The sequence below is a fragment of the Pseudomonas sp. FW215-R2 genome, from assembly GCF_058789255.1.
The window spans coordinates 84,896-98,101 of the sequence record NZ_JBYTBO010000003.1 but is presented as its reverse complement, the minus strand read 5'-3'; the positions used below and the strand labels follow the sequence as shown (position 1 = coordinate 98,101).

The 13,206-nt window shown below is 59.1% G+C and carries 11 protein-coding genes; 1 reads left to right on the top strand and 10 read right to left on the bottom strand.

From position 1 onward, the window contains the following. Positions 1 to 31 precede the first annotated feature (31 nt). The 4 genes from glmM to rlmE form a co-directional block, all read right to left on the bottom strand. Positions 32 to 1,369 (bottom strand): phosphoglucosamine mutase, encoded by a 1,338-nt coding sequence (gene glmM / locus AC3WRD_RS05345; protein ID WP_102619399.1) that lies wholly within the window; start codon positions 1,367 to 1,369, stop codon positions 32 to 34. A gap of 16 nt (positions 1,370 to 1,385) precedes the next feature. Further along, positions 1,386 to 2,237, bottom strand: coding sequence for a dihydropteroate synthase (gene folP / locus AC3WRD_RS05340; protein ID WP_102619398.1), 852 nt, complete (start codon positions 2,235 to 2,237; stop codon positions 1,386 to 1,388). Between the two features lie 8 nt (positions 2,238 to 2,245). Next, positions 2,246 to 4,156, bottom strand: a complete 1,911-nt coding sequence (ftsH, locus tag AC3WRD_RS05335; protein ID WP_085711849.1) for an ATP-dependent zinc metalloprotease FtsH — start codon at positions 4,154 to 4,156, stop codon at positions 2,246 to 2,248. 202 nt (positions 4,157 to 4,358) lie between these two features. Then, a complete protein-coding gene (gene rlmE, locus AC3WRD_RS05330) occupies positions 4,359 to 4,988 on the bottom strand; it encodes a 23S rRNA (uridine(2552)-2'-O)-methyltransferase RlmE (protein ID WP_102619397.1) in 630 nt (209 codons plus the stop codon). A gap of 101 nt (positions 4,989 to 5,089) precedes the next feature. On the opposite strand from rlmE, the gene AC3WRD_RS05325 reads away from it, so the two are divergent. Continuing rightward, the gene (locus AC3WRD_RS05325) at positions 5,090 to 5,398 is read left to right on the top strand and encodes a YhbY family RNA-binding protein (RefSeq protein WP_011332401.1); all 309 of its coding nucleotides are present in this window, start codon (positions 5,090 to 5,092) and stop codon (positions 5,396 to 5,398) included. A 9-nt stretch (positions 5,399 to 5,407) separates the two neighbouring features. Here AC3WRD_RS05325 and AC3WRD_RS05320 read toward each other — a convergent pair whose 3' ends face one another. From AC3WRD_RS05320 to dnaJ, 6 genes are all read right to left on the bottom strand, one after another. After that, positions 5,408 to 5,812 (bottom strand): MFS transporter, encoded by a 405-nt coding sequence (locus AC3WRD_RS05320; RefSeq protein ID WP_102619396.1) that lies wholly within the window; start codon positions 5,810 to 5,812, stop codon positions 5,408 to 5,410. A 28-nt stretch (positions 5,813 to 5,840) separates the two neighbouring features. Next, complete coding sequence (gene greA, locus AC3WRD_RS05315; protein WP_096819323.1) at positions 5,841 to 6,317, bottom strand: transcription elongation factor GreA; 477 nt, start codon at positions 6,315 to 6,317, stop codon at positions 5,841 to 5,843. 2 nt (positions 6,318 to 6,319) lie between these two features. Beyond that, positions 6,320 to 9,541, bottom strand: coding sequence for a carbamoyl-phosphate synthase large subunit (gene carB, locus AC3WRD_RS05310; protein WP_096818824.1), 3,222 nt, complete (start codon positions 9,539 to 9,541; stop codon positions 6,320 to 6,322). 126 nt (positions 9,542 to 9,667) lie between these two features. Beyond that, positions 9,668 to 10,804 carry a glutamine-hydrolyzing carbamoyl-phosphate synthase small subunit gene (carA, locus tag AC3WRD_RS05305; protein WP_096818820.1) on the bottom strand — a complete coding sequence of 379 codons (1,137 nt, stop codon included), beginning with the start codon at positions 10,802 to 10,804 and terminating at the stop codon, positions 9,668 to 9,670. Positions 10,805 to 11,061: 257 nt separating this feature from the next. Then, positions 11,062 to 11,868, bottom strand: coding sequence for a 4-hydroxy-tetrahydrodipicolinate reductase (dapB, locus tag AC3WRD_RS05300; RefSeq protein WP_102619395.1), 807 nt, complete (start codon positions 11,866 to 11,868; stop codon positions 11,062 to 11,064). Positions 11,869 to 11,877: 9 nt separating this feature from the next. Continuing rightward, positions 11,878 to 13,002, bottom strand: a complete 1,125-nt coding sequence (gene dnaJ, locus AC3WRD_RS05295; protein ID WP_085711856.1) for a molecular chaperone DnaJ — start codon at positions 13,000 to 13,002, stop codon at positions 11,878 to 11,880. Positions 13,003 to 13,206 lie beyond the last annotated feature (204 nt).

Genomic DNA, 13,206 nt, shown 5'->3' with positions numbered 1-13,206 from the left:
TACCCAACACAATCATGGCTGGCAAGCCGTATCAGGCAGAAACTTCAGTTACCAGTTTTGCCAGTTCTTCGGCATAGCTGCGAACCTGTGCTTCATCCTCGCCTTCGACCATGACACGCACCAGAGGCTCTGTCCCGGACTTGCGCAGAAGCACACGGCCACGACCCGCCATCGCCTCGGTTACACGCTTGCTGGCTTCCTTGACAGCCGGGTGGTCAAGCGGACTGTCGCCGCCGCCAAAACGCACATTGATCAATACCTGAGGGCACTTGCGCAGCGCCTGGCGGGTTTGCGCCAGACCTTCGTTGCGGGTCTTCAGCGCCATCAACACCTGCAACGCCGCGATGATCGCATCACCCGTTGTGGTGTGATTGAAGCAGACGACATGCCCGGAGTTCTCGCCCCCGACCAGCCAATCACGCTCCAGCAACTCGGCAATCACATAACGGTCGCCGACATTTGCGCGTACAAAAGGAATACCCAGATCCGCCAGGGCCAACTCCAGACCCAGGTTGCTCATCAGCGTACCGACCACGCCGCCCTGCAACTTGCCGCGCTCATGCAGATCGCGCGCGATGATGAAAATCAGCTCATCGCCATCAACAACCGCACCGGTGTGATCAACCATCAAGACCCGATCACCATCGCCATCGAAAGCGATACCCAGGTCGGCGTGTTCGGAAAGCACCGCCGCCTGCAACGGCCCCATGTGCGTCGAGCCACAGTTGTCGTTGATGTTCAAGCCGTTGGGCTGGGCGGACAACACCACAACCTCGGCGCCCAACTCACGGAAGACGCTCGGCGCGACCTTGTAGGTTGCTCCGTGCGCGCAGTCGATCACGATCTTGAGACCGGCAAAACTGGTGTTGGTCGGCACGCTGCTCTTGCAGAACTCGATGTATCGACCGGATGCATCGTTGATTCGCGAGACCTTGCCGATCTTGCTCGACTCGACGACTGTCATTGGAGTATCGAGCAGCTCTTCGATCATCAGCTCCAGCTCATCCGGCAACTTGGTGCCGCGACCGGAGAAAAACTTGATGCCGTTATCGTCGTGAGGATTGTGCGAAGCACTGATCACGATACCGGCCTCAGCCTGGAATGTGCGCGACAGATAAGCGATAGCAGGCGTCGGCATCGGCCCGAGCAGCATCACGTCGGCACCTGCCGATGTGAGGCCGGCTTCCAGAGCCGACTCGAACATATAACCGGAAATTCGTGTGTCCTTGCCAACGAGTACCTTGCAGGCGCCCATTTTTCGGAATGCCATCCCTGCTGCCCAGCCAAGCTTGAGCATGAAATCCGGAGTAATCGGGTACTCACCGACGCGACCACGAATACCGTCGGTACCAAAGTATTTCTTGCTCATAAGTGCTCCATCATTCTTATTCGGCTGATTCCACGGCCGTGATCATCCGCACGACATCCACCGTCTCTGCCACATCATGGACGCGCAATATACGCGCGCCCTTGACGGACGCCAGTGCAGCCAGGGCCAAACCACCATACAGGCGCTCGCCCACAGGGCGATTCAGTGCCTGCCCGATCATGCTTTTACGCGAGACGCCGACCAACAGAGGTCGCCCCAATGCATGAAGGGCATCCATATGCCTGAACAAGCTTAGATTGTGCTGCAGGGTTTTGGCGAAACCGAAGCCAGGATCGAGAATGATCCGCTCCGCAGGTATGCCAGCCGACGCGCATCGCTCCATACGCTCGGCGAGAAACTCACCCACTTCCCGAGTGACATCCTGATATTGCGGGTTGTCCTGCATGTCACCGGGCTCACCCAGCATATGCATCAGACAGACCGGCAACCCCGTGGCCGCAGCGGCATCCAGCGCACCGTCACGCCGCAGTGATCGCACGTCGTTGATCAACCCGGCGCCCAGGCGTGCAGTTTCCCGCATGACGGCTGGAGTCGATGTATCGACAGAGATGATCACATCCAGCTCGCGATTGATCAGCTCCACGATTGGCGCCACACGCTCCAGTTCCTCAAGCGGTGAAACCGCTCGCGCACCAGGCCGCGTTGACTCTCCGCCGACATCAATCAGCGTCGCACCGGCCAACACCATCGCCTCGGCATGACGCAAGGCAGCATCAAGCTGGCTGTATCGGCCGCCATCGGAGAAGGAATCGGGAGTGACATTGAGAATGCCCATGACATGCGTCCGGGCCAAATCAAGAACCCGGTTGCCGCAAGGCAACCGGGTCAGGGACTGTACAGAAGTCATTTCAAACCTTAAACGTCAGCAGCCGGACCGCCAATCGGTGTTTCCGGACGCTCATCCTGAACCACCGGAGGAGGCGTGCCAGTGCCGGTGCCACCCGACCAGTCGCGAGGTTCGCGTGGCGTGCGACCCGCCATGATGTCGTCGATCTGTTCGGCATCGATCGTCTCGTACTTCATCAGGGCATCGGCCATGGCATCGAGCTTGTCACGGTTGTCCGTAAGGATCTGTTTGGCGGTGCCGTAGCACTGATCGATGATGCTGCGCACTTCCGAATCGATCAACTTCGCGGTTTCACCCGAGAAGCTGGCGTTCTGACCACCGCCACCACGACCCAGGAACACCTCGCCCTCTTCTTCCGCATACATCAACGGACCGAGCTTTTCAGACAGACCCCACTTGGTCACCATGTTCCGCGCAATCTGACTGGCACGCATGATGTCGTTGGAGGCGCCGGTCGTCACACCGTCGAAGCCCAAGGTCATTTCTTCAGCGATACGACCGCCGTACAGCGAGCAGATCTGACTGATCAACGCACGCTTGGACAGGCTGTAGCGATCTTCTTCCGGCAGGAACATGGTCACACCCAGCGCACGACCGCGCGGGATGATCGACACCTTGTAGACCGGATCATGCTCAGGCACGACGCGACCGACAATGGCGTGGCCGGCTTCGTGATAAGCCGTGTTCTGCTTCTCTTTCTCGGACATGACCATGGATTTGCGCTCGGCACCCATCATGATCTTGTCTTTGGCCAGTTCGAATTCCTTCATCTCGACAATGCGCTTGCCAGCACGGGCAGCGAACAGCGAAGCCTCGTTGACCAGGTTCGCAAGGTCAGCACCGGAGAAGCCTGGAGTACCACGAGCGATAACAGCTGGAGCAACGTCGTCACCCATTGGCACTTTACGCATGTGCACTTTGAGGATTTGTTCGCGACCACGGATATCCGGCAGACCGACCACCACCTGACGGTCGAAACGACCCGGACGCAGCAAAGCAGGGTCCAGTACGTCAGGACGGTTGGTTGCCGCGATGACGATGATGCCGTCATTCATTTCGAAGCCGTCCATCTCGACCAGCAACTGGTTGAGAGTCTGCTCACGCTCGTCGTGACCGCCGCCCATGCCAGCGCCACGATGGCGACCAACGGCGTCGATCTCGTCGATGAAGATAATGCAAGGTGCGTGTTTCTTGGCCTGTTCGAACATATCGCGAACGCGGCTGGCACCGACACCGACGAACATTTCGACGAAGTCGGAACCGGAAATGGTGAAGAACGGCACTTTGGCTTCGCCGGCGATCGCCTTGGCCAGCAAGGTTTTACCGGTACCCGGAGGACCGACCATCAGTACACCGCGAGGAATACGGCCCCCCAGACGCTGGAACTTGCCCGGATCACGCAGGAACTCGACGAGTTCGCCGACCTCTTCCTTGGCTTCGTCGCAACCGGCAACGTCAGCCAGGGTGGTTTTCACCTGGTCTTCGGACAGCAGGCGCGCCTTGCTTTTGCCAAAGCTCATCGGCCCGCCCTTGCCACCGGCACCGCCCTGCATCTGGCGCATGAAGAACATGAACACCGCGATGATCACCAGGATCGGGAAGCTGGCCACCAGAAGCTGGGTCCAGATGCTTTGCTGCTCAGGCTGCTTGCCTTCGACCACGACGTGGTTGTCGACCAGATCGCCGATCAGGCCATTGTCCTGAATTGCCGGACGAATGGTCTTGAAGCTGTCGCCATCGTTGCGCTTGCCGGTAATCACGTAGCCGTCGACGGCCACGCGCTCGACCTTGCCATCCTTGACCTGCTGGATGAAGTCGGAATAGTTGAGGGTCTGCGGCTCGTTAGGGCTGGAGAAGTTGTTCATCACCGTCACCAGGACAGCCGCGATGATCAACCACAGGATCAGATTCTTTGCCATATCGTTCAATTAACTACCCTCTGAAGCAAGCTCCGCTACTGGCGCGCGCTTCGCATGATATTCACCGGCCTAACTTACTACATTACCTACAGCTCTGGCAGGCGCCGTCTGTAACCCTTTGTGAAACACTTTCTACACAATATTCGCTTATGCGCGCGGGGCGAAATACGAAAAACCTATCACCCCGCCAAAAAACCTCGCTTTACTCGCTACGACCGCGATAACCCCAAGCGAGCATATATTGCTCTCGGGAGCTGCCACGGGAAGAGTCCGGCTTGATCATCTGGATCTTGTCGAATTTCCGACGAGCATCCTTCAGGTAAACATCAAACCCTTCGCCCTGAAAAATCTTGATCACGAAATTGCCACCCGGCTTGAGTATCCGCTCCGCCAGATCAAGCGCCAGTTCGCAAAGAAACATGGCTTTTGGCATATCCACTTCAGGCGTACCACTCATATTGGGGGCCATATCGGAAATCACAAGGTCCACCTGCGAATTACCCACGGCCTCAAGGATCTGAGCGAGCACTGCGTCCTCGGTGAAGTCACCCTGGATAAAGGTCACGTCCGGAATGCTGTCCATTTCCAGGATGTCCGAGGCGATCAGTCGCCCCTGACCACCGATCAGCCGACTGGTGACCTGCGACCAGCCACCTGGCGCCGCGCCGAGGTCGACGACGCTCATGCCCGGACGGATCAGCTTGTATTTCTCCTGGATCTCCAGAAGTTTGTAACTCGCACGCGAGCGGTAGCCATCCTTCTGCGCTTGCTTCACATAGGGATCGTTGACATGTCGTTTCAGCCAACCAAGGCTTGTCTTGGAACGCGCCATTGGGCACCTCGTTGATTAGGGTCGTGATTAATTGGGCGGATCCACGAGCCCTCGGGTAAAATGGCCGCCATTTTACAGAATCCAGACGAAAGGGTCAGATTATGCCGCTCACTCCAGAGCAGAAGAAACAGTACAAATCCATCGGTCACCACCTGAAACCAGTTTTGACGGTGGCTGACAACGGTTTGACTGAGGGTGTTTTAGCCGAACTCGAACGCGCATTGGCGGATCACGAGCTGATCAAGATCAAGCTCAACATCCTCGATCGCGAAGCACGCCTGGCGTCCGTTGCAGAGCTGTGCAAGGTCGGCAAGGCCGATCTGGTTCAAGTCATCGGCAAGATGGCACTGATTTACCGCAAGAACTTCAGCGTCAACAAGCAGCTGTCGAACGTCCATCGCTTCAAGTGATGGCAAGGGTCAAGGGTGTGCTTCGCGCACCCTGCCACTCCATCCCGGCACCGGCTGCAACACCAGCACCAGCCCGGAAAAACCCAGAACAAGATAGCTGAACACCTGCCAGCGCTGCGCATCCGGCCAGCCGACACGCACTGCGATATACATCGCACTCGCATACAACGCCATCAGCAGCACTTGCCCGCGAAAATCCCGCCATAGACTGGCAAGGCCTTCGGCCTGTACCAGCACCAAAGCCTGAAAAATCACGCACGCGGCAGCGAAACCCACCACCAGCACTTCAAACGCACTGGCGACTTCGTCGATCAGCAGCGGCGCCAGGCCAATCTTGCCCAGCACCGGCCGCAGACCAAGGTGCACCAGCCATAATCCGCCGACCCACAACATCTGGGTCAGCTGCCAGAGCATGGCGCCCGCATGCAGCGGGCGCCCTGTTTCAGATGTGACGGACTTCGACAATCTCGTACTCGATAACGCCACCAGGCGTTTTCACGGCAACGACGTCGCCCTCTTCCTTGCCGATCAGGGCACGGGCCAGAGGCGAACCGACCGAAATCTTGCCGAGCTTGAAGTCTGCTTCATCCTCACCAACGATGTGGTAAGTGACGCTCTCATCAGTCTCGACGTTGGCGATTTCAACGGTGGTGCCGAAAATCACTTTGCCCGTGTGAGGAATGGTCGTGACATCAATCACGACCTGATTCTGGATCCGGCCTTCGATGTCACGGATGCGCGCCTCGACCATGCCCTGCTGTTCGCGGGCAGCATGGTATTCAGCGTTTTCCTTCAAGTCACCCAACTCGCGGGCCGTACCGATGTCCTGGCTGAGCTTCGGACGAACGACCTTGGTCAGGTGAGTATGTTCTTCTTCCAGGGCGCGAGCGCCCTGAACAGTCATCGGGTACTTGGTTATGCTCATGCCTTCAATCCTGCGTGTAGATCCTGCAAGCGGCGTACGGTCTTCTCGGGACCGAACTTCAGCGCTTCGCAGATAGCTTCGCCAGCAGCAATGGTGGTGGTGCAGTAAATCTTGTGCTGCAGGGCGTTGCGGCGAATGGAATAAGAGTCGGCGATCGACTGACGACCTTCGGTGGTGTTGATGATCAGGGTGACTTCGTCATTCTTGATCATGTCGACCACGTGCGGACGACCCTCGGTCACCTTGTTCACGCGACGCACTTTCAGACCTGCGGCTTCGATCAGCTTGGCAGTGCCGGCAGTGGCGACCACTTCGAAGCCCAAGTTGATCAGATCACGGGCCACGCCCGCAACCAGCGGCTTGTCGTCATCACGTACGCTGATGAATGCGGTACCGCCGGTCGGCAGCACTTCGCTCGCGCCCATCTGGGCTTTGGCAAAGGCTTCGCCGAAGGTATCGCCGACGCCCATCACTTCACCGGTGGACTTCATCTCTGGGCCGAGGATCGGGTCCACGCCAGGGAATTTGGCGAACGGGAACACCGCCTCTTTCACGCTGTAGAAGTTCGGGATGATTTCCTTGGTGAAGCCGATTTCCTTCAGAGTCTTGCCGGCCATTACACGGGCAGCAATCATCGCCAGGGAAACACCGATGCACTTCGATACGAACGGCACGGTACGGGAAGCACGCGGGTTGACTTCGATGACGTAGATGTCTTCGCCTTGCAGCGCCAACTGAACGTTCATCAGGCCGACCACGCCCAGTTCCAGGGCCATTTTCTTGACCTGTTCGCGCATCTCGTCCTGGATGTGCGCCGGCAGCGAGTACGGCGGCAGCGAGCACGCGGAGTCACCGGAGTGAACGCCCGCCTGTTCGATGTGCTGCATGATCGCGCCGATCACTACATCCTTGCCGTCGCAGACCGCATCCACGTCCATCTCGATGGCGCAGTTGAGGAAGTGGTCGAGCAGCACAGGGCTGTCGTTCGACACTTGCACCGCGTCACGCAGGTAACGCTTGAGTTCTTCTTCCTTGTAGACGATTTCCATCGCCCGGCCGCCCAGTACGTAGGACGGGCGCACCACCAGCGGGTAACCGATCTTCGCGGCAGCGCGAACGGCTTCGTCTTCGCTGCGCACGGTAGCGTTTGGTGGCTGACGCAGGTTCAGGCGCTCAACCATCTGCTGGAAGCGCTCACGGTCTTCGGCACGGTCGATGGCGTCCGGGCTGGTGCCGATGATCGGCACGCCGGCCGCTTCAAGTGCGCGAGCCAGTTTCAGAGGGGTCTGGCCGCCGTACTGGACGATCACGCCTTTCGGCTTCTCGACGCGGCAGATTTCCAGCACATCTTCCAGGGTCACCGGCTCGAAGTACAGACGGTCGGAAGTGTCGTAGTCAGTGGAAACGGTTTCCGGGTTGCAGTTGACCATGATGGTTTCGTAGCCGTCTTCGCGCAGTGCGAGAGCGGCGTGTACGCAGCAGTAGTCAAACTCGATGCCCTGGCCGATACGGTTCGGACCGCCACCCAGAATCATGATCTTGTCGCGACCGGACGGCGCTGCTTCGCACTCTTCCTCGTAAGTCGAGTACAGGTAAGCGGTGTCGGTGGCGAACTCGGCGGCGCAGGTGTCGACGCGCTTGTAGACCGGGAACACTTCCAGTTTTTGACGGTGAGTGCGCAGGTTTTTCTCGGTGACGCCCAGCAGCTTGGCCAGACGCTGGTCGGAGAAGCCTTTGCGCTTGAGCTTGAACATCAGATCGCGATCGATAGCGGACAGACCAAGGGTCTTGACCTTCTCTTCGTCCTTGATCAGATCTTCGATCTGCACCAGGAACCACGGGTCGATCATGTTCATGCCGAAGATTTCTTCGACGGTCATGCCGGCGCGGAAAGCGTCCGCCACGTACCAGATACGCTCGGCGCCCGGCACGGTCAGCTCGCGCTTGAGCACGCTCATGCTTTCCGGATTGCTCAGGTCGACTTTCTCGTCCAGACCGCAAACGCCCACTTCCAGACCGCGCAGGGCTTTCTGCAGGGATTCCTGGAAGGTACGGCCGATGGCCATGACTTCGCCTACCGACTTCATTTGAGTGGTCAGGCGAGCGTCAGCGTTGGCGAACTTCTCGAAAGCGAAGCGCGGCAGCTTGGTCACGACGTAGTCGATGGACGGCTCGAAGGACGCCGGAGTCTTGCCGCCGGTGATGTCGTTCGACAGCTCATCGAGGGTGTAGCCGACCGCCAGTTTGGCTGCGACCTTGGCGATCGGGAAACCGGTGGCTTTCGAAGCCAGGGCCGACGAACGCGATACACGCGGGTTCATTTCGATCACGACCATGCGGCCAGTGTCCGGGCAGATACCGAACTGAACGTTGGAACCGCCGGTCTCGACGCCGATCTCGCGCAATACCGCCAGCGAGGCGTTACGCAGGATCTGGTATTCCTTGTCGGTCAGGGTCTGGGCTGGAGCCACGGTGATCGAGTCACCGGTGTGCACGCCCATCGGGTCGAAGTTTTCGATCGAGCAGACGATGATGCAGTTGTCCTTTTTGTCGCGGACAACTTCCATTTCATATTCTTTCCAGCCGATCAGCGATTCGTCGATCAGCAGTTCCTTGGTCGGCGACAGGTCCAGACCACGGGCGCAGATTTCTTCGAACTCTTCACGGTTGTAAGCGATACCGCCACCGGTGCCGCCCATGGTGAAGGACGGACGGATGATGCACGGGAAGCCCAGGCGCTCGAGCACCGCGTTGGCTTCTTCCATGCTGTGGGCGATACCGGAACGCGGGCATTCCAGGCCGATGGACTTCATCGCCTTGTCGAAACGCGAACGGTCTTCAGCCTTGTCGATGGTGTCGGCGTTGGCGCCGATCATCTCTACGCCGAACTTCTCCAGAACGCCTTCGCGCTCCAGGTCCAGGGCGCAGTTCAGAGCAGTCTGGCCGCCCATGGTTGGCAGCACCGCATCCGGACGCTCTTTTTCGATGATCTTGGCAACGGTCTGCCACTTGATCGGCTCGATGTAGGTGGCGTCGGCCATGTCCGGGTCGGTCATGATGGTGGCCGGGTTGGAGTTCACCAGGATGACGCGGTAACCCTCTTCGCGCAGGGCTTTGCAAGCCTGGGCGCCGGAGTAGTCGAATTCGCAGGCCTGGCCGATAACGATCGGGCCAGCGCCGAGAATCAGGATGCTTTTAATGTCTGTACGTTTTGGCATGGGTTTGTCACTCAAATCCGCAGGTCAGTCGGCAAGCCGTCTTGATCGATTTCTGAAGTCCCGAGGGGGCCGCCGGTTTCGGGGCCGCCCTCGAGGGGCTTCTCGCTACAGTCTCAAGGCGAACGCTTAGCGTCGCTTGGCCATCTCGTTGATGAAGCGGTCAAACAGTGGCGCCACATCGTTCGGGCCCGGGCTCGCTTCAGGGTGACCCTGGAAGCTGAACGCGCTCTTGTCGGTGCGCTCGATGCCTTGCAGGGTGCCGTCGAACAGCGATTTGTGGATCGCGCGGACGTTGGCTGGCAGGGTCGCTTCATCAACCGCAAAACCGTGGTTCTGGCTGGTGATCATCACGACGCCCGTGTCCAGATCCTGCACCGGGTGGTTGGCACCGTGGTGGCCGTGGCCCATTTTCAGGGTCTTGGCGCCAGAGGCCAGAGCCAGCAGCTGGTGACCGAGGCAGATACCGAAGACCGGAATTTCGGTTTCCAGCACTTCCTTGATTGCCTTGATCGCGTAGTCGCAAGGCTCCGGGTCACCAGGGCCGTTGGACAGGAACACGCCGTCCGGCTTCAGGGCCAGTACGTCGGCAGCCGGGGTTTGCGCCGGCACTACGGTGACGCGGCAGCCGCGCTCGACCAGCATGCGCAGGATGTTGACCTTGACGCCGTAGTCGTAGGCAACCACGTGGTAAGGCAACTCGGAGGCTTCGATGGTCGCGTGACTGTCGGTTTTCAGATCCCAGACAGTGGAGCGCCATTCGTATTGGGTCTTGGTGCTGACGACTTTCGCCAGGTCCATGCCCTTCAGGCCCGGGAAGCCTTGCGCGGCGGCAATGGCAGCGGCTTCGGAGATGTTGTCGCCGGCCATGATGCAGCCGTTCTGTGCGCCTTTTTCACGCAGGATGCGAGTCAGGCGACGGGTGTCGATACCAGCGATCGCCACAACATTGTTGGCTTTCAGGTAGTCGGACAGGGACATCGTGTTACGCCAGTTGCTCGCTACCAGCGGCAGGTCACGGATGACCAGGCCAGCGGACCAGACGCGGTCGGACTCGGCGTCTTCCGGCGTGGTGCCGGTGTTGCCGATGTGCGGGTAAGTCAGGGTAACGATCTGTTGGGCGTAGGAAGGATCGGTAAGGATTTCCTGATAGCCGGTCATTGCGGTGTTGAACACCACCTCACCAACGGTCTGACCGTCGGCTCCAATGGCTTCGCCGCGAAAAATGCTGCCATCAGCAAGGGCGAGTATGGCTGGCTTAGTCAAGAAGACCTCCCGTAAATAACGCATGAAAGGGCAATCGCAGGTTGTAAAAAAGCGGAGTGACGTATGGACACGTCACCCCGCTTCTTCACTGAATTATTCTGCGCGCTTTTAGTGGACACACTAAAGCTGTAGCTTACAGAAAAAGGGATTTTTGGTCTACCGCCAATGAGCCTGAAAGGCCGGAGAATGCGACAGGGCGTCGCCGGGCGGGGTAAAACCGGCACAAACAGGGCGTTTGCGCCGGGTTCAAGCAAGGCTCAACGCAAGTCGAGCACGTCCTGCATGTCATACAGACCGGGCTCGCGAGCATCCAGCCACAGCGCCGCACGCACGGCACCCTTGGCGAACGTCATGCGGCTCGAAGCCTTGTGGGTGATCTCCAGACGCTCGCCTTCACAGGCGAACAGCACCGTGTGATCGCCCACGACATCACCGCCGCGCACGGTGGCGAAACCGATGGTTTCACGCTCACGCACACCGGTATGACCTTCACGACCATAGACCGCAACCTTCTGCAGATCACGATCCAGCGCATTGGCGATCACCTCGCCCATGCGCAGGGCGGTGCCCGACGGCGCATCGATTTTGTGACGGTGATGGGCTTCGATGATTTCGATGTCCGCATCATCACCCAGCACACGGGCTGCCATGTCGAGCAGTTTCAGCGACAGGTTGACGCCAACACTGAAATTGGCAGCAAACACGATCGGAATATCCTTGCCCGCCTCGGCCAGCAACTGCTTCTGGGCAGCATCCAGACCGGTGGTGCCGATCACCATGGCTTTACCGGCCTTACGGCAGAACGCCAGGTTTTTCAGCATGACTTCCGGCAGCGTGAAGTCGATCAACACATCGAACTCTTCCGCTACCGACTCCAGATTCCCGGACAGCGGCACACCGATTCGCCCGAGCGAAGCCAGTTCACCGGCATCCACCCCGATCAGCGTACTGCCCGGGCGAACAATGGCGGCCGTCAAACCGGTCAGCGGCGCGCGCTGCTGCACGGCTTCGACCAGAATCTTGCCCATGCGCCCAGCAGCGCCCATCACAGCTATACGTCGCATGCCGACTCCTTACAGATCGCCGAAGAAGCGCTTCACGCCATCGAACCAACCGGTGGTTTTCGGCGAGTGGCTGTTGTCGTCCGCCAGGGAGCTGCGGAATTCTTCGAGCAACTCACGCTGACGACGATTCAGGTTGACCGGGGTCTCGACCGCCACACGGCACATCAGATCACCTGCACCGCCACCACGCACCGGCGCCACACCTTTGCCACGCACGCGGAATTGCTTGCCGGTCTGAGTCCCCTCAGGGATCTTCAGTTTGACGCGACCGTCGAGGGTCGGGATTTCCAGCTCGCCACCCAGCGCCGCATCGACAAAGCTGATCGGCACTTCGCAGAACAGATGCTTGCCGTCACGCTGGAAGATCGCGTGCTCGCGCACGTTGATCACCACATACAGGTCGCCGGTCGGGCCACCCTGGGTGCCCGCCTCGCCTTCGCCGGACAGGCGAATGCGGTCACCGGTATCAACACCGGCCGGCACTTTGACGGAGAGGGTTTTGTACTCTTCGACGCGACCGTCACCGTGGCAGGAGTCGCACGGATCGGAAATGATCTTGCCCTGGCCATGGCAGCGCGGGCAGGTCTGCTGTACGGAGAAGAAACCTTGCTGCATGCGCACCTGGCCGATGCCGCCGCACGTCGGGCACGTCGATGGCGAAGAACCTTTCTTGGCGCCCGAACCGTCGCACGGCTTGCAGTTGACCAGTGTCGGAACGCGGATATTCACGGTTGTACCGCGCACCGCTTCTTCCAGGTTCAGCTCCAGGGTGTAGCGCAAATCGCTACCGCGCTGGGCGCCACCACGGGAACCGCCGCGACCGCCACCGAAGAAGTCACTGAAGACATCGCCGAAGATGTCAGAGAAGTTCTGACCGCCAAAGCCTGCACCGCCGCCGCCCATGCTGGGGTCGACGCCGGCATGGCCGTACTGATCGTACGCCGCACGCTTGCTGGAATCGGACAATACCTCGTAGGCCTCGTTGGCCTCCTTAAACAGTTCTTCCGACGCTTTGTCATCGGGATTACGGTCCGGGTGATGCTTCATCGCCAGACGGCGATAGGCCTTTTTCAGGTCTGCTTCGCTTGAGCCGCGCTCAACACCCAACACTTCGTAATAGTCACGCTTTGCCATAAGTCTTTGCACTCTTAAGGACGTTCGGCAAACCCCTCCTGAGCTTCGCCAAACTCGTTGAGCCCCAATACAGGCCCGGACCCAACTCACGTCAATTCAACGATCCTGGTCTTTGATTCATGTGGCACTTTCAGCTCGAAAAGCAGGAGCATTTCCGGCCATGCCACCAACACACGCAGCTTGTCGCATGCTGTAAAAATTCGC